The sequence below is a fragment of the Streptomyces sp. NPDC030222 genome (assembly GCF_055573115.1).
Genome location: NZ_JBVICA010000028.1, coordinates 1 through 19,239, shown reverse-complemented (window position 1 = coordinate 19,239; position 19,239 = coordinate 1). Strand labels below are relative to the sequence as shown.

Sequence of the window (19,239 nt, the reverse complement as noted above, 5' to 3'; positions counted from 1 at the left end):
GCTCGGGCTGTTCGGCCGGCCCGTCCGGCCGGACTGCCCGGGGCGGTCCGCCTGGCCCGGCCCTTCGTTACGTCCGTTCGGCATGTACACACATCCGTTCGGTCGGTCCGCCCGTCCGCCCGTCCGCCCGCTCCGTCGACGGTCCCCGCCGTAGCCGGCCCGGCCGGTCACTCGCTGCCGGGGCCCTCGTCGCCTTCCTGCTCCCCGACCAGGCGCTCCAGCAGCTCCTGGAAGTCCTCGCCCACGAGGATCCGCAGTCCCTCCTCGTCCAGTTCGGTGAGCTGCGTCAGTTCGCCGTTCCGCCACCAGTACACGTACGGGCTGATGGCCCCGGGCGCGTCCCGGAACCCGGAGGCGGCGAAGGCCGCCATGGCGTTCAGACTGGGGATCACCCCGGTGTCCCGGATTGCGTGGAACGCCAGCTGGTGACGGAAGGGCAACGCCACCAGTGCGCCGTCCGCGGTGAGTTCGCGTCCGGTGACGTGCCGTACCAGCGCCTCGAGGGCGAGCACGCGGCTCGCGGTGTAGAAGGAGTCGCCGACGACCACCTCGAACGTGAGGCCGCCGTCGCCGGAGACCGTCTCGTGCCCCTCGACGGGCAGCCGCGCCAGATTGCTCAACGCCCTGGCACGCAGATCGGCGACCCGGCCGAGCGGCTCCAGCGCCTCGTCGGTGAGCATCATGACGCTCTCGGGGAGGTCGAGGGCGAGGATCTCGTACAGCCCGGGGGCGAGGTCCCTGGCGTAGCCGAAGGTGTCGCGGTCCATTCCGCTGCCGCTGATCACCCGGGGGTACAGCTGCTCCCTGATCTGCTCGGGCGGGAGGGTGTCCAGGGCGGACGGCGCGTCCATGGCACGCACCACCAGTCCCACGTGGTGCCGGATCAGCTCGGGCCAGGCACGTGGCCCGCGGCGGTCGTGGTGACAGATCGCGGCGAGGTTGCCGAGGCCGAACTGACGGCCGGCGCTGTCCGACACGGAGTCGGAGTAGACCGTCACCTCCAGGCCCAGCTCGGCGAAGGCCTCGCGGACGAGTCTGCGGAACCGCGCGGCCTCGTCCACCGAGAGGTACGCGAACTCCGGGTCCCTCGGCGCATCGCTTCCGTCCCGCTTCGGCCGGCGCCGGAATATCCCCACTTCAGCAGCCTTCCGTTCGCGCGTCGTGGACTTCCGAGAGTACCCACCCGGCGATCACCGCGGGTGGTGCGGGGACGCGGCGCCGGAGTCCGCGTCACTCGGGTCGGCGCGGTCGCGCCGTCCTACTCACCGGCGACCACCAGGTCGGCGCGGGCGCGGCCCGGCGCGATCAGGCGGGCATTGCGTTCGTCCGAGTCGTGGACCCAGCGTTCGGCGACCCGGCGGGGTTTGCCGTGGCGGACGTGGCGGTCCACGAGCCTGGGGATCCGTACGGCGGGGTCGAGGTCCAGGAACCAGACCTCGTCGAGGAGAGTGCGCACGGGCGCCCAGGGCCCCTCGTCGTGCAGCAGGTAGTTCCCTTCGGTGACCACCAGCGGCACGTCCGGCGGTACGGGCACGCTGCCCGCGACCGGTTCCTCCAGGGAACGGTCGAAGGCGGGGGCGTAGACGACCGTGGCGGGCTCGGGGGTGCGGAGCCGGGTGAGGAGCGCGGCGTACCCGGCCGCGTCGAAGGTGTCGGGGGCGCCCTTGCGTTGGGCCCGGCCCAGCCGGGCCAGTTCCGCGCCCGCGAGGTGGAAGCCGTCCATGGGCACGAGGACGGCGAGCCCGTCGAGTCCCGCGACCAGCCGTTCGGCCAGGGTGGACTTCCCGGCGCCCGGCGGTCCGGCGATCCCGAGGATCCGGCGCCGGCCGGGTTCGGCGAGCCGGCGGGCACGGTCGAGCAGCGGCTGGTGGTCCATGGCGGGCATTGTCGCATCGCGTTGCCCCGTTGGCGTTGTACGTATAACGTGAGGGGCATGTCCCATATCGCCCTGGTCACCCTCGTCGTTCACGACTACGACGAGGCCATCGCCTTCTACACCGGTGCGCTCGGGTTCGAGCTGGCCGAGGACACCGACCGGGGAGACGGCTCCCGCTGGGTCGTGGTCCGTCCGCCCGGCGGCGCCGCGGCACTGCTGCTGGCCCGCGCCGCGGACGGGACCCAGCGGGCGAGCATCGGCGCGCAGACCGGCGGCCGGGTCGGCTTCTTCCTGCACACCGGCGACTTCGCCCGCGACCACGCCCGGATGAAGGCCGCGGGCGTCACCTTCCTGGAGGACCCCAGGCACGAGCCGTACGGCACGGTGGCGGTCTTCGAGGACCTGTACGGCAACCGCTGGGACCTGCTCCAGCCCGCGTGACGACCCGCGGGCCGCCGCCGTCCGGGGCGGTCCTCGCCCTCGGCCCACCGGCACCTCGTCGCGGCGTTGACAGCCGGCGCGGACCGCTGCGATCTTGTGTGCGCCGCGGCGAACCGCGTCGGCGGCGTCCGGCACGGCCCGGTCGTCGACGGCGGCCGGGTCATTTGATAGGTCCGCGACGATCCGTATCCCGGCGGTCCGCCGAATCGGAGCGACCGAGGAGGAACGCGTGAGCTCGCCGGAACCGATCGGCCCCCTGCCCGGCCCGACGGTCGGCCCCCACTGGCTCGCGCCCCGGCTGGGCGCGCCCGGCCTGGTGGTGCTCGACGCTTCGGTGGGCGCCCACCGCGGCGCGGAACGGGTGATCCCCGGGGCTCGGGCCTTCGACATCGACGGTGCGCTGTCCGACCACTCGGGGCCGTTGCCCCACACCATGCCCGGCGCCGCGGCGTTCACCGAGGCGGTCCGCGCCCTGGGCGTCGACGACGACAGCACGGTCGTCGTGTACGACGGAGCGGGCGTCTACTCCAGTGCCCGTGCCTGGTGGATGCTGCGGGCCATGGGCTTCGACCGGGCCGCTGTGCTCGACGGCGGACTGCTGGCGTGGGAGGCCGCCGGGCTGCCGGTGCGGAACGACGGTCCCTCGGCCGCCCCCCGGCCCGGCGGTTTCACCGCACGCCCCCGCCCGGGGCTGCTCGTCGGCAAGGGCGAGGTCGCCGCGGCCCTCGCCGACCCGGCCGTGGCCGTCCTCGACGCCCGCTCCCGGGAACGGTTCGCCGGCACGGCCCCCGAGCCCCGCCCCGGACTGCGCGGCGGCCATATGCCCGGGGCGGTGAACCTGCCCTTCGGCGAGCTCCAGAACGAGGGACGGATGCGCCCGGTGCCGGAGCTCCGTGCCGTCTTCTCCGCCCTGGCCGGAGACCGGGAGACGCTGGTGTTCAGCTGCGGATCGGGCGTCACCGCCTGCGTGCTGGCGCTGGGCGCCCACCTGGCGGGCCACCGCGGCCTGTCCGTCTACGACGGATCCTGGAGCGAATGGGGACTCCCGTCGGACCTTCCGGTGGTGACGGGCCCGGACAGCGGCGGCCCACTGCGATGAAGGTCGTGACTGCCGGCCGCCGGACTCAGCCCTCTCCCTCCCCGGTCCACGGGTAGCCCGTCGACGGCAGGTCGTGGCCCAGGCCGGGCATGGTCGGGACGGTCACCCGGCCCGTCGCGGACGCCGTGGCGAAGGACGTGGGCGCCAGGGGTTCCGCGTCGACGAGGAGCGGGCCCACGAGGTCCGCCGGTACGGTCGCGTTGGGGAGCGCCGCGACCAGGTGCGCGGCGGCCAGGGTGGCGACGCCCAGCTCCGGCATGGTGCCGATCTTGACCGCCAGGCCGGCCGCCTCGGCGAGCGCCGCGATCTGACGGGCCCGGTACAGGCCGCCCACCTTGAGGATCTTGATGTTGAGGACGTCGGCGGCGCCCCGACGGACGATCTCCAGCGCGTCGTGCAGCGAGTGCACGCTCTCGTCGGCCATCACCCTCGGCCCGCCCCGCCCGCGCAGCGCCGCGAGGCCGTCGAGGTCCCAGCGGGGCAGGGGCTGTTCGATCAGGTCGAGTCCGGCGTCGGCGAGCCGCCCGACGGCCCCGGCCGCGGTCGACGGGTCGTACCCCTCGTTCGCGTCGAGTGAGAGCTCCACCCCTGCCGGTACGGACGCCCGTACCGCGCGGACGAGTTCGACGTCCTTGTCGGGGTCCTCGCCGCCCTTGACCTTGATGTGGACGAAGCCCCGCCGGGCGTACTCGGCCGCCTCCTCTGCCATCTGCTCACGGGTGCCGAGGCCGACCACCCAGGCGGTCGGCACCTCGGCCCGTACGCACCCGCCCAGCAGCAGGTGCACCGGCCAGCCCGAGGACAGTCCCGCCACGTCGTACAGCGCCAGGTCCAGGGCGGCCTTGGCGAGCCGCTGCCCGCGGATCGCCGCGTCCATGACCGCGTGGGCGCCGGCGATGTCCCGCGGGTCGCGGGCGACCAGCACGGGCGCGAGGTGCTCGGCGAGCGCCGACCGGATCCCGGCGAGGGTCTCGCCGGTGTAGGCGGTCATCGGCGAGACCTCGCCGTACCCGACGGTGCCGTCGGTGGTGCGCACCTCGACGACCAGGCTGACGAGTTCGGGGCTGGCGCCGCTGCTGATGACGAACGGGCGGCGGTAAGGGGCCTTGACGACGTGACTGCGGATCGAGTCGATCTTCAAGCGAGGCTCCTTCGGTTTACGGCCCCGGCCGTAAGGCCCCGGGCCGTCTAGAGGCGTACGCGGTAGACGATGGGCGGACGGCCGGTCCGGCCCTCCTGACGGCTGCCCATGGGGACGGCGACACCGGCGCGTTCCAGCCGCTTGAGGATGCGCCGGGCGGTGCGCTGCTGCACGGCGAGGTGCTCGGCGACCAGGTGTGCGGTGATGCCGTGGTCGGCGGCGGTGTCGGCGAGCTCGCGGAGCCGGTCGAGGGTCTGGGCGTTGAGGCCGACTCGCCGGGCCAGCAGCAGTCCGTTGCCGGTTCCGGCAACGGACCGGCCGGGTATGCCGTCCTCGTCGTCCGGAGCGATGACGATGTCGATGTCGTCGGTCATCGACACCACGCCGGCGACCGGCCCGACGGCCCGGGCGCGGTTGACGGCGCGGCGCGCGAGCGCCTCTGCCTCCGCGGCGGTGCGGCCCAGCCCGAACCCGACGTGCGCGGTGTCGTGCCGGGCGGCGAGTTCGTCGAGGAAGGGCAGCCGGGTGAACTGGTCGGTGGCCTTCTCCAGGGTGCCGCGGGTGGTGACCGCCAGGCGCCGCCCGTCGGGCAGGCCCGCCAGGCAGCCGCCCAGCACGGCGAGGTCGGCAGCCAGTTCCTCGTCGGAGGCGGGCAGGTCGATGATGCCGAGCGCGACCTGCGCGTCCCCGCTGAGCGCCCCGATCGCGGCGAGCTCCAGCGCGTGCAGGGTTGCGCGTATGGAGTGCTTGGAGGGGGCGAGCCGGACCGCCTGGGTGTGGTGTTCCAGCTGGTGGTAGGCGGAGCCGAGGCAGGTGAGGGCGACCCGGGCCTGGTGCCGGTCACGGGCCGCGAGGTGGAAGTCCACCAGGTCCTCCGAGGTCACCCCCGGCGCGTACGGCATGACCTGCACGTGCTCGGTCGGGAGCTTGGCCTCCATGAGGGTCTCCAGTACTTCGGCACGGCTCATGGTGTCGATGGAGATCCTCGACACGTCGTGGCCGAGCCGGAGCAGTTCGACGAGCGCCCGCAGCAGGGTGGCCCCGCTGTACGGGACGTACATGGCGGGCCGGTCCAGCAGTCCGGCCTCGGTGGCGATCGCGTGCGGGACGACTCCCGTGAACAGGAACGCGTCGACCCGGGACCCGGCCTCGCGCACCACGTCGGGCGTGTCGTCCTCGTGCCCGTACGGCAGGGCGAGCAGTTGGGCCGAGGCGTTGGGCCCGGCGACCGCGACCACCCGGTCCACCAGGTCTTCGGGGCCTATCACGCCGACCGTGAGGGCCATCGGCCGGTCTCCGTTCCTCGCTGCCGGGATGCCACCGGGATGCCACCGGGGATGCTGCCGGGATGAAAGTCTGGCCGGGAATGGTTTTCGGTCCGGGCCATAACCATGTCGGTGGCGAGGATAGTGCCCCGGCCCGCCCAGGAAAAGGCGGGAACCGGGTGGGAGCTGCCCGGCGCGTGCCCGGGACGGCGTGGCAGCGGCCCGGGACAGGCCCCCGACAGCATGGCAGCGGCCCCGGAACAAGCCCCGACAGCATGGCGGCGGCCCCGGAACAGGCCCGGGCAGTGTGTGGGGCCCGGGGACAGGCCCGGACTGTCAGTCCTGCTCCTTGGCCAGCTCCTCCAGACACGCGACGACGGCCAGCCGCTCGCTCTGCGCGAGGACCGGCCCGTACGGGTCCTGAGCGGCCTCCTCGGGGAGCAGGCCCTCCCAGACCGCGGCCCACAGCATGCGCTGCACATAGCCCTCGATCGGTGTGAGGAACGTGGCCTCGGCGAAGCGGTCGAGCCGGGCGGAGGCCCGGACGAACGCGGAGGCGTCGCCCGCCGTCCAGGCGTCGAGCACCGCGCTGGTCAGCCCGACCCGCGCGGCGGCGATGCCGACGAGCGCCGTGTCGGAACCCCACATCAGGGACGGGCCGAACATCCGGTCCTCGCCGGTGGCCCGCAGGGCACCGCTGTCCTGCGCCGCACGGATGGCGTCCTGGCAGGCCACCGCCCGGTCCAGGGTGGCGATCTTGACACCGAGCGCACCGGGCAGTTCCAGCAGCCGCCGGATCAGCGCGGGGGGGTACGGGTAGCCGCCGCCCTCGTCGTGCAGCAGGAAACCGAGGACGGGCAGCCCGGTCACGACGCCCACCCGCTCGTGGAGCCATACGGCACGGTTCTCGCCGTCGGGCAGCTCGGCGTACCGGGCGATCGGATAGACCATGACGGCGTCGGCGCCCAGTTCCGCGGCCTCGGCGGCCATCGCGACCGTGGCCTCCTCCGCGGCCTCCAGGGACGCTCCGGCGGCCGAACGCGGCACCCCGGCCCCGGCGACGATCGGCACGTCCAGCGTGTCCCGCCACACCGTGAGCACCCTGCGGCGGTCCGCGGCGGACAGATACAGGCCGCGGCCGGTGTGCGCCCAGACCGCCGCTCCCCCGATCCGCCCGGCGGCGATCCGCTCCGCATAGGCGCGGAGCGCGCGCAGGTCGACGGTGCCGATACCGTCCATGGGGGTCAGCACGGCGGGCAGCAGTGTGCCGCGCAGCCGGCCCGCCAGGTCCTCGGTCGTGGACATGCGCCGCCCCTGCCTTCCTCGTTCCGGGGTCCGGGTGCCTTCGGTCGGCGGGCGGCCGTCCTCGACCGCCCGTCACCGTCATCCCGGTCGTGCTGTTTCCGCCGTGCCGTTTCCGCCGTGCTGTTTCCGCCGTCGCGGACACGCTAGCCTTTACGGCCCGGACCGTAAAGGAAGGAAGCCGCGCCATGCGTCTCGGCCTCTACGTCAATCTGTATGCGGACCCGGCGGACCGGCCACGGCTCGCCGACGCGGTGGAACAGGTGCGGCTCGCCGAACAGGCCGGGTTCGCGTGGGTGGTGCTGGGCGAGCGGCACCTGCACCGTCCGGGCTACCACGAGGCGGTCACCTCCCTGGCGTACCTCGCCGCGCACACCGACCGGATCGGCCTTGCGACGGCCGGGCTCATCGCGCCCGTTTACCACCCGGTGTGGCTCGCCGAGACGCTCGCGCACATCGACGTGCTGTCCGGCGGCCGGCTCACGGCCGGGTTCGTCCTCGGCTACCGGCCCGAGGAGTTCACGCTCTACGGCACCGAACCCGCCGAGCGGGTCGCACGGTTCACGGAGTGCCTGGAGCTGGTGACCCGGCTGTGGACCGAGGACGAGGTCACGTACCGCGGCCGGTTCACCTCCCTCGACGGGGCGTTCCTCTCACCCCGTCCGGTGCAGGGCCCACGACCGCGGATCTGGAACGGCGGCCGGGTCCCGGCGGCGCTGGAGCGCACGGCCCGGATGTGCGACGGCTGGACGACGTCGTTCAACGAGCTGGACGGTGAACTGCCCGGCAAGATCGCCGAGTACCGCTCGTACCCGCGGGGGGCGGGCAGCCTCGGCGCGGACGTCATCGTCTGCCGGGAGGGCTACTGCGCGCCGACCACGAAGGAGGCCCGCGCCGCACTGGAACCGCCGCTGCGCGCCCTGTACGACGCCTACGGCGACTGGAAGCGCACCTCCGCGGACGCCGCCCGGTACGCGCAGCAGTGGGACGACATCGCGGCCCGCTCGGTGATCGGCTCACCCGCACAGTGCGCGGAACGGCTGGCGCAGTACGAGGCGATGGGCGCGGACGGCGTGGTGCTGCGGATCCAGCCGCCGGGGATGCCGCAGGCGGACGCGCTGCGCGCCATCGAGGCGTTCGGCGAACTGCTGGGCTGAGCCCCGGTGACGGACCGGCCGAGGCCGGTCCGTCACCGTGCCCCCTTCAGGAAGGCGTTCCGGACCTTGTGCGCGGCCTCCGCGATGTCCGCCATCGCCCGGTCGTCCGCCATCAGCAGTTGCTGCCGGACCCAGACGACGGTGCGGTCCGCCTCGTCGGCGACCGGGCAGTGCGCGGCGGCCGTGTACGGGCCGAGCGCCGCCTCCCGGGCCAGGGAGCGGTATCCGGCGTCGAGGGGGATGCCTTCGGCGGCCATGGCGGCGAGGAACTCTGCTTTGCTGCGGCCTCCGAAGGCCTCCGGGTCGTAGCGGAGCATGGCGAGGTGCCAGGTGTGGCGGGTGGTGCCGACGGGGGCGGGCAGCAGGGTGAGTCCGCCGACGGCCTCCAGTTCCCGGGCCAGGGTCCCGGCCCGGGCGGCACGGTGGTCCAACTGGTCATCAAGTACAGCGAGTTGGGGACGCAGCAGGGCGGCCTGGAACTCGGTCATACGGAGGTTCCAGCCCAGTTCGGGGTGCTCGTACCAGCCGCCCTGGAGCGATCGTCCGACGTTGTGCAGGGACCAGAGGCGTTCGTAGGTGTGGTCGTCGTCGGTGACCACGATGCCGCCCTCACCCGCCGTCATGGCCTTGCTGGACTGGAAGCTGAACACGGCCGCGTCCCCGAGCGACCCGGCCGGACGGCCGTGGCGGGACGCGCCGTGGGCCTGTGCGGCATCCTCGACGACGGCGAGGCCGTGCCGGGATGCGACGGCCGCGAGGGCGTCGGTGTCCACGGGGGCGCCGGCCAGATGGACGGGCATGACGGCCCGGGTGCGGGGTCCCGCGAGCCGGCCGACCGCATCCGGATCGAGGTGCAGAGTGTCCGGCAGTACGTCCGCGAGGAGCGGTGTCGCACCGGCGAGGACGACGGCGGTGGCGCTCGCGACGAACGTGTAGGCGGGCACGATCACTTCGTCGCCCGGACGGACGCCGAGCGCGCGGAGCGCCAGGAACAGCCCGACGGTCCCGTTGACGGTGCAGACCCCGTGGCGGACCCCGACGGTCCCGGCGAAGGCCTCGGCGAAGGCCGCCGTCTCGGTGCCGCTGGTCGCGCCCCAGCGTCCGCTGTCGAGCACCCGGAGCAGCCCCGCGCGCTGCTCCTCGGTGGCGGGCGGCGGCCACTCGGGCCAGGGTTCGGTGCGTACCGGGGTCATGGTGCCCCTTTCTGCGTGCGTTCCAGGATGCGTTCCCGGATCCGGCCGGGCCGGCGGCGCCGGGCGAGGCTCCGGGGCCGCCGCGGGACGTCCGGGGTCCGCGCCGGCCGGCCGTCCGGGGTCCACGGCGGCGGGCCGTTCGGCGGTGTGCCGGCGGCCACCGGCGACCGGCCGTTCGGCGGTGACCGGCCGCCCCGTGACATGCAGCCCTGCAGCACCGGCCGGCCGCTCGGCAGTAACCGGCCACCCCGTGACATGCAGCCCTGCAGCACCGGCCGGCCGCTCGGCAATCGTCGGCTTCACGGGCTCGGTGCCGGCCCCCACGTCATCGCCGTCGTCGGTCACCGCAGGCCCTTCAGCAGGCGTTCCATGGTCCCGTGCAGGATCTGGGCGCGGTCCGGGTCGTCGAGGTCGGCCAGCAGGACGCGGCCGAGGCCCACGCGGAGGTCGAGGAAGACGGCGTCGGATCCGAAGGCGATGCGGTCGGCGCCGGTCTCCGCGACCAGCCGGACGAGGTGCCGGGCGGTCATCCTCGACCCGCAGATCTCCAGCACGAGGTCGGGGGACTTCCCGGCGGCCTCGACGGCGGGTCCGAAGCCTTCGGTCCACAGGCCCGCGTGCCCCATCAGGACCGGCAGCCCCGGGTAGCGGGGGGAGACTGCTGCGAAGAGCGCGGGGTCGGACCAGGGGCTGGCGTACTGGCTGTGGGCGAGAACGATCCGGCCCCGTTCGGCGGCGGCGGTGAAGGCGGGGGCGTACTGCCGGTGGTCGAGGGGCAGTTGGTGGACCTCGGGGTGGAGCTTGGCCCCGACGACGCCGGGGGTGTCGAGGAGGTCGCGGAGCCGGGACGGCCCCTCCGGGTCGTGCGGGTTGAAGACGGCGTAGCCGAGGAGGCGCTCGGGGTGCCGGTCGAGGGCGGTGAGCAGCAGGTCGTTCCCGGCGCGGGCATCGGGTCCCACACCGAGGAGGTGGGAGACGCAGGCGACGTCCACGCCGCAGCGGTCCATGACGGAGACCAGGCTCTCCGCGGAGCCGTCGGTGACGGCGAATGCGGACCAGCGGCCGAGGTGGGCGTGTGCGTCGATGACGTTCATGAAGTCCACGGTGGCGCGGTCACCCCGCCGCCGCGAGCCGCCGCGCATTGCCGCCGGCGATCAGGGCCGTGTCGGTGTCGGGCAGGTCGAGGGTGTCGAGCAGGAAGCGGGGGCCCGCGTCGTCGGTGACGGGGGCGCCGGTGCCGAACAGGACGCGTTCGGCGCCGTACCGGCGGGCGAGCCATTCGACCTGGCCGTGGCCGCAGAGGGTGGAGGTGTCGACGTGCACGTGGGGGTGTTCCTCCAGGAGTTCGGCCAGTTCGCGCAGGATGCGGTAGCCGGTGCCGGTGAGGACTAGCCGCAGCCCGGTGGCGGCCAGGCGGTCGACCTCGTCGGCGCTGACGCATTCGCGGGAGAGCAGTGCGGTGGTGCCGGCGCGGGTGAGCTGCGCGGCGAGGGCGAGACCGTGCCGGCCGGTGAGGTTCCATCCGTGTTCCGCGGGACAGAGCCGGACGAGCCCGCCCTGGCCGGTCCAGTCCCCGGTGCCGAGGGGGCCGGGGACGAGGACGGGTACGGGGCGCAGCCGGGTGCCGTCGAGGCCGTCCAGCGCCGCGTTCCCGTCCCGGGGGTCCCCGTAGAGGGCGTGGGCGTGCACGACGTACGCGGTGTCGATGCGCAGCCGGTCGAGTTCGCGGACCAGCCCGGCGGGGTCGGCGCTGGGCACGTCGTCGTGCGGCACGGGCCCGAGGATCCGGTTGATGTCGGTCACGGTCATGTTCTGTGGGTCACCGTCAGGATTTCAGGCCGGTGGTGGCGATGGAGTCGGTGAGGTAGCGCTGGAGCAGGCCGAAGACGAGCAGGCACGGGAGGACGGTGATGGTGGCGCCGGCCATGATCTGGTTGACCGCGACGTTCTCGCCCTCCAGGGTGGCGAGGCCGACGGTGAGGGTCTGCATCTCGGGGGACTGCCCGATGACGAGCGGCCAGAGGAAGTCGTTCCAGTGCCAGAGGAAGACGAACACGCCGAGCGTGGCGAGGACGGGCGTGATGAGCGGGAGCACGAGACGGCTGTAGATGCGCCACTCGGACGCCCCGTCGATCTTCGCGGCCTCGAAGAGCTCGTCGGGGAGCTGGCGGATGAACTGCCGCATGAGGAAGACGGCCTGGGAGTTGGCGAGGGTGGGCACGATCAGGCCCCAGTAGGTGTTCACCCCTCCCATCTCGGAGACGAGGATGAAGTACGGGATGAGGGTGGCCTGGAACGGGACCATCAGCGTCGCCAGGAACGACCAGAACATCACTTCCCGTCCGGGGAACCTCTTCTTGGCGAAGGCGTATCCGGCCATCGACGAGAGCAGCAGGATCAGGACGACGGACACCAGCGAGTAGACCAGCGAGTTGACGGCCCAGCGGGTGATGTCGGCGCCGGCGAGGACGTCGGAGAAGTTCTGCCAGGTGGCGCGGGTGAGGTCGAGGGCGCCGGGCAGGGTCTTGCCGCCGGGCGGGGCGAACGCGACGAGCACCATCACCACGAACGGGGTCATGGTGACGACGGCGACCAGGACGAGCAGGACGGGCAGGCGCAGCCGGGCCATCAGTCCTCCTGTCCGATGAGGCGGCGCTGGATCAGGGAGAAGACCAGGACAACGAGGAACAGGACCAGTCCGATCGCGCTGGCGTAGCCGAAGTCGAAGAACTTGAAACCCGTGTCGTACAGCAGGTAGACGAGCGAGTAGCTGGCGCGTACGGGGCCGCCGGCCGTCATCACGTACATCGCGTCGAACACCTGGAAGGCGCCGATGGCCTCGATGACGAGGACGAAGAAGAGCACCGGCCGCAGCAGGGGCAGGGTCACCCAGCGGAACCGCTGCCAGCCGCTGGTCCCGTCGATGACGGCGGCCTCGGTGACCTCGCGGGGGATCGACTGGAGTCCGGCGAGCAGGATCAGCATGGAATAGCCGAAGCCCTTCCAGGCCGAGGTGACGGCGATCGACGGCAGCACGAGGGACTCGTCGCCGAGGAAGTCGACGGGGCCGAGGGACACGGCGCCGAGCGCGGCGTCGAGAAGGCCGTCCTCGACGTCGTAGATCCACTTCCAGATGACGGCGGCCAGCACGATGCTGGTGACGTAGGGCAGGAAGAAGACGCCGCGGAAGAGGCCGCGCAGCCAGATCGCGCGGTGCAGCAGCAGGGCGGTGCCGAGGGAGAGGCACACCGTGAGCGGGACGAAGACCAGCGCGTAGAGGGTGGTGACGCGCAGGCTGGACCAGAAGAGGTCGTCGTGGAGCAGCCTGCGGTAGTTCTCCCCGCCGATGAACGTCCATTCACCGCTCAGCCGGTAGTCGGTCAGCGAGAGGAACGCTGCGCCGAACGTCGGCAGGAAGCGGAAGACGATGAAGAGCAGCAGCATCGGTGCGACGAACAGCAGTCCAATGCGGGCCTCGCGGCGGTGGAGGACCGAGCGCCCGGGACGCGCCGGCCCCGGTCCGCCCTGGGGGGCGGCCGGGCCGGCGGGAAGACCGGCGGTCCTCTCGCCGGCCGTGCCCGTCGTCAACGCTGCCGTGCCAGAAGGTCGTCGGCCTGTCCGGCCGCCGCGTCCAGGGCCTCCTTGGGGCTCTTCTTGCCGGTGAGCGCGGCCTGGATCTCGGGGGCGATCAGCGACATCAGCTGGCGGGCGACGGGGCTGGGCTCGCCGGGCGAGGCCTTGGCGAGGGCGGCCTGGAACTCCTTGGCGTACGGGGCGTCGCTGGGCACGACGACGTCGGTGCGCGGCGAGAGGTAGCCGGTGGCCTTGCCGATGCTCTGGATCTGGGCCGGCCGGGTCATGAAGGCGAGGAACTTCTCGGCACCCTTGACGTTGTCGGACTTGGAGTTGATGCCGAGTCCGCCGGGGATGCCGAAGCCGACCTGCTTGACGTTGGTGAGCGGCTCGCCGACGACGACGTTCTCCGGGCCCCATGCCTTGGCCGCGGCCGCCGCGTCGGCGAGCGTGTTGGTGAATCCCATGGCGGCCTGCTGCTTGCCGAGGGCGTGGTCGGCGAAGACGTTGGTGTTGCCGAGGGCGGTCCGGGGGATGCCGTCGGACTTGTAGAGGTCGACCAGGAAGGTGAGGGCGGCGACGCCCTCCGGTCCGTTGAACGCGGCCTTCTTGCGGTCCGGGGAGAAGACCGAGCCGCCCGCCTGCCACAGCAGCGGGTAGAAGTTGAGGTTGAGGGTGGCTTCGTTGCTCGCCGAGTAGTCGAGGGTGGCGACGCCGGCCTGTCTGAACTTGGGTGCCGCAGCCCTGATCTCGTCCCAGGTGGCGGGGGGCTTGGTGATGCCCGCCTTGTCGAGGAGCTTCTTGTTGTACATCGTCGTGGTGACGGTGTGGTAGATCGGGGCCGCGTAGACCTTGCCGTTCTGCGTCATGGCGGCGAGGGCGCCGGGCAGGAACGTGTCCTTGGTGTCCGCGATGGCCGCGTCGACGGGCCGGATGGCACCGTTGCTCAGGTACTGCGGGACCTGGTCGGGGCCGAGCAGCACCACGTCGGGGCCCTTGCCGCTGCCCAGTGCGGTGGCGAGCTTCTCGTCGCGGTTCTCCCAGGGCTGCTGTTCGACGATCAGGTCGGTTCCGGCCTCGGCCTTCTCGAAGTCCTTCTCGATCCGGTCCCAGTAGGCCGTGTTGGCCTTGGGATCCGCGATGACCGGGTACATCCATACGGTGACGCTGTTCGACGCGGAGCCGCTGTCGCCGCCGCAGCCCGTGAGTGCGGAGGCCAGGGCGAGGAGAACGAGCGGACCGGTGGCGCGTGTGAAGCCTGTCTTCATGAGGGCCTCCGGAAGGCCTTGGAGGAAGGTGCGCGGAGCCCGGCTACTTTCGGCCTGGGCCGAAAGTAGCCGCGTGGTTTTGGGCTGTCAATGGGCCGGAGACGTCACCGCGGATCGACCGTGTAGAGCTCCGCTCCGCGGCTGAAATACAGGCGTCCCTCGTGCGCGGTGAGCCTGCGGTGGGCGAAGTTCACGACGAGGGCGGGGTCGCGCTGCGGGAAGAACGGGTCGACCCGGAAGATGAGCGCGCCGTCCACGCTGACGTAGAGCTTGCCGCGGGAGACGACGATCGTGCCGTTGTTGCTCCGGGTGCCCAGCTCCAGACGCTCCACGATCTCGTGGGTGGCGAGATCGACGGCGATCAGCGTGTGCCCGGCCTGCGCCCAGAGCCGGCGGTCGGGCCCGATGGCGACGGCACTGACCGTGCCCACGCCCTCGACCGGCTCGATCTCCCAGAGTTTGGCCTTCGTGTGTGCGTCGTACGCGAAGAGTGCCCCGGTCCGCCGGGTGGGCGGGGTGGTGCTGAGTCCGCCGGCGATGGAGGCACCGCCGTACACCACGCCCTGATAGCCCGTCAGCGCGAGGATCGACTGGTCCTGCACCACGTTGCGGGTGAAGTTCCACTCGCCGGTCTCCGTGTCGTAGATCGCGAGGCCGCCGCCGAGGCGGTTGCCGTCCGGGACGGTTCCCACCGCGATCTTGCCGTCGACCTCGGCCAGGCAGCGGGCGCGTGACTGGAGCTGAGGTCGCAGCGAGAAGATCATCTCGGGGTTGACGGCGGATCCGGGCGGCCCGGGCGAGTACTCGGGGCTGTTCCAGGGTTCGCCGGGCTTGTAGCGGTAGAGCCGGGCCTCGGGGTACTGGCCCAGCCACACGGTGCCGTCGGAGGCGCGCAGAATGGCCTCGATCTGCCCGAAGCGGCGGAACTCCTCACTGCCGTCCGAGGTCTTCACCGTGGCGAGACCGCCGTTGAGGAAGCCGCCCACGTAGATCGACTTCCGCTCGCCGCGCTCCAGCGAGAGGATCTCGACCGGCTCCTTGCGGATCTTGGTGTCGAGGATCTGGTGGGCCCCGGTCGTGGGGTTGTACCGGAACATCTCGCCGCGCCAGAGGGTGCCGACGACGCTCCGCCCCGGATAGTCCGGGAGTCCCAGCTCGGCCCACCCGAGGGAGCGGCAGTTCTGCACCTTCCCGCTGAAGGCGAGCCCGGTGCCGGCGAGCGCTCCGGTCCGCGGATCGTACGTGCGCAGCTCGCCCTTCTGGATGAGGTACACCGAGCCGTCCGGGTCGGGCGACGACACGTGCAGGCCGTGGGCCTCGGGGATCGGCTCCGACCAGGTGCGGGTGGCGAGGTCGAGGACGAACAGCGGGCTGGGCGCCTCCGAACCGATACGGGCGTAGAGGCGGTGGTCGTAGGCGTTGAGGTCGTAGACGGCCTTGCCGACGATGCTGCCGAGTCCGGGCGGCGGAGGCAGCTCGGTGAAGGTGCCGGTCGCCGGGTCGAGTTCGGCGATGTGCGCCTCGGCCTGCGAGCCGGTGTACACCTTGCCGCCCCAGCAGGCGATGCTGCGGACGTAGGTCTGGCTGGGCACGGGCGGGCCGAAGTCCCGGACGGTACCGTTCGCCGGGTCGTAGCGGAAGAGCCTGCCGCCGGGGAAGGTGCCGCCCCAGACCTTGCCGTCGGCGTCGGTGGCGAGGCTCCAGATGAACGTCTGCCCGGCCACCGGGAGGCCCAGGTCCTCGGCGGTGTTCCCGCCGCCAGGGCTCCAGCGGTAGAGGTGGGCGTTGCCGTAGGTGCCGGCGTACACCCCGGACGGCCCGGCCGTCACCGCCCATGAGCCGTCACCTCCCGTCAGGGGTGCGCTGACCAGCAGTTCACCGGTCGCGGGATCGACGGCGTTGAGGTACGCGGGCTTGCCCGTCGACACGTTCCACAGCGCCGCCGCACCGTTCGGTCCCGGTGCGACGGCGCCTCCCAGGAGCAGCACGTCCGCGAGCGGCACTCCCAGCAGTGCGGGTTCGCGCATCAGCGGGCTCCCGGCGGCCTCGGCGCGCGTGGCAGTTATGGGCAGGAGAGAGGCGGAGAGAACTGCGGTCGAGCCGGCGAGGAACGCACGTCGCGTCGCCACAGACGGAACACCTCCAAGGGAAGCGAGTTACGGCACTAGCCGAAAGTGATACGCCGCACCTCATGGGGCGTCAACGGTACCGGCCGGTCCCCTGGTCATTCGGACCGGCACGCGGTCGCCCTCCCGAGTGTCAGCCATCAGGCTGACACGTACACCGATCCTTCCCGCGGTGACGGACCGTCACACGCGCCTGAACAGGGGATACTCCGGTACACGGACGGACGGGCCGGACCGTGGCCGGTCCGGACGTCTTCCGGCTCCGGGTACGGCGTGATAGCGGCACGGCCGGCAGCTTCCGGGCCGGAATCCATCCCCTCGCCGTCCGGAAGTCGCCCCGGGGCGGATCTCCCCCCGTGCGAGCGCGTACGCGAGTTCGTACGGGCCGCGGCGGACGTTGCCGGGCCACCGCTGCCCGATCGTTGAGTCCGGCCAAGGAGTCCTTCGCAGATCGTCGCGTTGATGGGCAGCCGGGAACCAGGAGATCGTTTTCCGGCAGGCAGCAGACGCAACGAAAGATGTGGCCCCGTGACCGCACCCTTCGAACGGCCCGTACACCCACGCACCCGGATCACGACGCACCGGGCACGCGCTGGAAGTCGAGGACGCTCCCCGCGAAGTGGAGCGCAGCACCGGCCGGGAAGTAACCCTCCTGACCGGGGTGCAGGGGCCAGGTCGGGTCATTGCGGCAAGTCCAGTTCCACGCGGACCGTCTTCCCGACGGGTAAGCGGTCGAGCACCGCCCACCGGTCCGCGAGAGCGGCAACGAGCACCAGCCCCCGGCCGCTCTCGGCGCCGGGAAGCGGCACGGCGAGTTCTCCCGGCCCCGGCGGACGGCGCTCGCCGCGCGTGTCGGAGACCTCGATGCGGACGGTTCCCGGAGTGCGGATGATGCACAGCTCGAAGTCCCGGCCCGGTACGCGCCCGTGGGTCACCGCGTTCGCCGCCAGCTCCGCCACGAGCACGGCGACGATGTCGGACGCCTCGGTCCCGTGCGGGATGCCCCAGCCGTCCAGCTGATGGAGCGCGAGATGCCGGGCGAGCCGCGCGCCTCGCGATGTCGAGCTGAATCTCTGCGTGAACACACGTACGGTAACGGCCTGTTGGTCGGTGCTGGGGAGCGTCATGCCCCCAATGTGGCCTGCGCGCGAGCCCTTTCTCCAGGCAGGAGCCGTGTACGCTGCGTCAGCGTACGCGCACGCGGGGTGGACCGTACGCGTAACTGCCCGTGACGATGACCCGGTTGGGAGTGGCGGCGGGGCAGTGCAGGAGTGCGGGAGGTGGCCGACATGACGGACGGTGTGGAGCCGGAGTCCTCGGACAGTCTGAGGACGTTCGGCGCGGTGGTTCAGGCGCTGCGCGAGCACGCAGGTCTCAGCCGGGAGCAGTTCGCGCCGCTGGTGCGGTTCTCCAAGCACACGGTGGCGTCGGTCGAACTGGGGCGTCGCATGCCGGACGACGAGTTCGTGGAGCTCGCGGAAGCCGCCCTGGGCAATACGGGGGCGTTGCGAAGGGCGGCGCTGCATCTGTCGCGGCAGCCGGGGCTGGCGGCATGGTTCCGCCGCTGGGCAAGGCTGGAGGCGGTGGCGCTCAGCCTCTGCACATACGAATGCCGGTTGATTCCGGGCCTGTTGCAGACCGAGGCGTACGCGCGGACGCTCTTCGTCAATCAGCTTCCGCCGCTCGGGGACGAGCAGATCGAGGCTCAGCTGGTGGCGCGGCTTGAACGTCAGCGGCTACTGCGGGAGCGGCCGAACACGGCGTACAGCTTCATCCTCGAAGAGCATCTGCTGCTGCGACGCACGGGCGGGACGCAGGTCACCAGGGACCTCATCGACCACATTCTCGACCTCAACGAGCTGAGGAACATCGAGATTCAAGTCATGCCGCTGGTACGGGAGGACCACGCGGGGCTGCACGGTCCAATGCAGCTGCTGGAGACCCCGGAGAACAAATGGCTCGCCTATTGCGAGGGGCAGGAGAGCGGGCAGCTCATCGCCGACCCCAAAGTGGTCAGCACTCTCCAGATGCGGTATGCCAGGATGCGGTCACAGGCTCTTTCCCTGGACGACTCGGTGAGCCTGCTGCGGCGGATGCGAGGAGAACTATGAACACGACCGAACTGGCCTGGTTCAAGAGCAGCTACAGCAGCAGCGGCTCCGGCGACTGCGTCGAAGTGGCCCTCTCCTGGCACAAGTCCAGCCACAGCAGCGGCTCCGGCGACGACTGCGTCGAGGTCGCCACCTGCCCCACCACCGTCCACGTCCGCGACTCCAAGGACCAGCAGGGGCCCCGGCTCGCCCTCTCCCCCGCCGCCTGGACCGTTTTCGTCTCTTACGCGGCCCAGGCCTGACCCCACCCCGCACGCCCCTACCGCACCACGGGTGATTCCCATCGGCAGTTCCGCCGGCTCGACGCTGACGCGTTGGCTCCGCCTCCGGGGCAAGGATGCGTTTCCCTCCCCGGCTGAAGCCGGGGATACCCACGCAAGACCACGGATGGAGCCGATGCAGTAGCGCTGGGTCCGTCGGGGGTGGGTAGCCCTCACCTTCGAAGACGTGGCCGAGGTGCGAGCCGCACCTCGCGCAACACACCTTGGTCCGGACCACGTCCTTCTGCGTCAGCGACTGCTCGCGCCGGATCTCCGCGAGCCCTCTGCGTCACTCGCACGGGGGATGCCGGCCCGGAAGGCGCGGACCTCAGTCCTCGGCCGGCTCCAGCCGCAGCGAGATCGAGTTGATGCAGTACCGCTGGTCCGTCGGCGTCGGGTAGCCCTCGCCCTCGAAGACATGGCCGAG

Annotated in this window: 19 protein-coding genes and 1 pseudogene; 5 read left to right on the top strand and 15 right to left on the bottom strand. The window is 72.0% G+C overall.

The window, feature by feature from the left end:
* Positions 1–167 precede the first annotated feature (167 nt).
* Complete coding sequence (locus ACZ4Z5_RS29955) at positions 168–1,136, bottom strand: hypothetical protein (RefSeq protein WP_468268605.1); 969 nt, start codon at positions 1,134–1,136, stop codon at positions 168–170.
* 122 nt (positions 1,137–1,258) lie between these two features.
* Positions 1,259–1,876 (bottom strand): nucleoside/nucleotide kinase family protein, encoded by a 618-nt coding sequence (locus tag ACZ4Z5_RS29950; protein ID WP_468268603.1) that lies wholly within the window; start codon positions 1,874–1,876, stop codon positions 1,259–1,261.
* Between the two features lie 57 nt (positions 1,877–1,933).
* Here ACZ4Z5_RS29950 and ACZ4Z5_RS29945 point away from each other — a divergent pair, with 57 nt between their 5' ends.
* Positions 1,934–2,317 carry a VOC family protein gene (locus ACZ4Z5_RS29945; protein ID WP_468268600.1) on the top strand — a complete coding sequence of 128 codons (384 nt, stop codon included), beginning with the start codon at positions 1,934–1,936 and terminating at the stop codon, positions 2,315–2,317.
* A gap of 229 nt (positions 2,318–2,546) precedes the next feature.
* Positions 2,547–3,416, top strand: a complete 870-nt coding sequence (locus ACZ4Z5_RS29940) for a sulfurtransferase (RefSeq protein WP_468268597.1) — start codon at positions 2,547–2,549, stop codon at positions 3,414–3,416.
* 25 nt (positions 3,417–3,441) lie between these two features.
* Here ACZ4Z5_RS29940 and ACZ4Z5_RS29935 read toward each other — a convergent pair whose 3' ends face one another.
* From ACZ4Z5_RS29935 to ACZ4Z5_RS29925, 3 genes are all read right to left on the bottom strand, one after another.
* A complete protein-coding gene (locus ACZ4Z5_RS29935; protein ID WP_468268594.1) occupies positions 3,442–4,557 on the bottom strand; it encodes a mandelate racemase/muconate lactonizing enzyme family protein in 1,116 nt (371 codons plus the stop codon).
* A gap of 47 nt (positions 4,558–4,604) precedes the next feature.
* Entirely contained in the window at positions 4,605–5,843 is a 1,239-nt protein-coding gene (locus ACZ4Z5_RS29930; protein WP_468268591.1) for a hypothetical protein, read from the bottom strand.
* Positions 5,844–6,158: 315 nt separating this feature from the next.
* Positions 6,159–7,127 carry a dihydrodipicolinate synthase family protein gene (locus tag ACZ4Z5_RS29925; protein WP_468268588.1) on the bottom strand — a complete coding sequence of 323 codons (969 nt, stop codon included), beginning with the start codon at positions 7,125–7,127 and terminating at the stop codon, positions 6,159–6,161.
* Between the two features lie 185 nt (positions 7,128–7,312).
* On the opposite strand from ACZ4Z5_RS29925, the gene ACZ4Z5_RS29920 reads away from it, so the two are divergent.
* Positions 7,313–8,281, top strand: a complete 969-nt coding sequence (locus tag ACZ4Z5_RS29920; RefSeq protein WP_468268585.1) for an LLM class flavin-dependent oxidoreductase — start codon at positions 7,313–7,315, stop codon at positions 8,279–8,281.
* 32 nt (positions 8,282–8,313) lie between these two features.
* On the opposite strand, the gene ACZ4Z5_RS29915 is transcribed toward ACZ4Z5_RS29920, so the two are convergent.
* From ACZ4Z5_RS29915 to ACZ4Z5_RS29880, 8 genes are all read right to left on the bottom strand, one after another.
* Positions 8,314–9,474: a DegT/DnrJ/EryC1/StrS family aminotransferase gene (locus tag ACZ4Z5_RS29915; protein WP_468268582.1), complete on the bottom strand. Its 1,161-nt coding sequence runs from the start codon at positions 9,472–9,474 to the stop codon at positions 8,314–8,316.
* A gap of 341 nt (positions 9,475–9,815) precedes the next feature.
* Entirely contained in the window at positions 9,816–10,568 is a 753-nt protein-coding gene (locus ACZ4Z5_RS29910; RefSeq protein WP_468268579.1) for an amidohydrolase family protein, read from the bottom strand.
* A gap of 19 nt (positions 10,569–10,587) precedes the next feature.
* Complete coding sequence (locus ACZ4Z5_RS29905) at positions 10,588–11,283, bottom strand: amidohydrolase family protein (protein WP_468268576.1); 696 nt, start codon at positions 11,281–11,283, stop codon at positions 10,588–10,590.
* 16 nt (positions 11,284–11,299) lie between these two features.
* Positions 11,300–12,103 (bottom strand): carbohydrate ABC transporter permease, encoded by an 804-nt coding sequence (locus tag ACZ4Z5_RS29900; protein WP_468268573.1) that lies wholly within the window; start codon positions 12,101–12,103, stop codon positions 11,300–11,302.
* Entirely contained in the window at positions 12,103–13,062 is a 960-nt protein-coding gene (locus ACZ4Z5_RS29895) for a carbohydrate ABC transporter permease (protein WP_468268570.1), read from the bottom strand. The genes ACZ4Z5_RS29900 and ACZ4Z5_RS29895 overlap by 1 nt, the downstream gene beginning before the upstream one ends.
* Positions 13,059–14,315 carry an extracellular solute-binding protein gene (locus ACZ4Z5_RS29890; protein WP_468268567.1) on the bottom strand — a complete coding sequence of 419 codons (1,257 nt, stop codon included), beginning with the start codon at positions 14,313–14,315 and terminating at the stop codon, positions 13,059–13,061. The genes ACZ4Z5_RS29895 and ACZ4Z5_RS29890 overlap by 4 nt, the downstream gene beginning before the upstream one ends.
* A gap of 104 nt (positions 14,316–14,419) precedes the next feature.
* A complete protein-coding gene (locus ACZ4Z5_RS29885; RefSeq protein WP_468268564.1) occupies positions 14,420–16,444 on the bottom strand; it encodes a hypothetical protein in 2,025 nt (674 codons plus the stop codon).
* Between the two features lie 677 nt (positions 16,445–17,121).
* A complete protein-coding gene (locus ACZ4Z5_RS29880) occupies positions 17,122–17,568 on the bottom strand; it encodes an ATP-binding protein (protein ID WP_468268561.1) in 447 nt (148 codons plus the stop codon).
* 162 nt (positions 17,569–17,730) lie between these two features.
* Here ACZ4Z5_RS29880 and ACZ4Z5_RS29875 point away from each other — a divergent pair, with 162 nt between their 5' ends.
* Together ACZ4Z5_RS29875 and ACZ4Z5_RS29870 are read left to right on the top strand one after the other, a co-directional pair.
* Positions 17,731–18,552 (top strand): helix-turn-helix domain-containing protein, encoded by an 822-nt coding sequence (locus ACZ4Z5_RS29875; RefSeq protein WP_468268779.1) that lies wholly within the window; start codon positions 17,731–17,733, stop codon positions 18,550–18,552.
* Positions 18,549–18,794 carry a DUF397 domain-containing protein gene (locus ACZ4Z5_RS29870; protein ID WP_468268558.1) on the top strand — a complete coding sequence of 82 codons (246 nt, stop codon included), beginning with the start codon at positions 18,549–18,551 and terminating at the stop codon, positions 18,792–18,794. The genes ACZ4Z5_RS29875 and ACZ4Z5_RS29870 overlap by 4 nt, the downstream gene beginning before the upstream one ends.
* A 184-nt stretch (positions 18,795–18,978) precedes the next feature.
* Here ACZ4Z5_RS29870 and ACZ4Z5_RS29865 read toward each other — a convergent pair.
* Positions 18,979–19,050: pseudogene (locus ACZ4Z5_RS29865) on the bottom strand (peptide-methionine (R)-S-oxide reductase); the annotation flags it as partial.
* A 90-nt stretch (positions 19,051–19,140) separates the two neighbouring features.
* Positions 19,141–19,239: peptide-methionine (R)-S-oxide reductase (locus tag ACZ4Z5_RS29860; RefSeq protein WP_468268776.1), on the bottom strand; the 99-nt coding region annotated here is incomplete at its 5' end.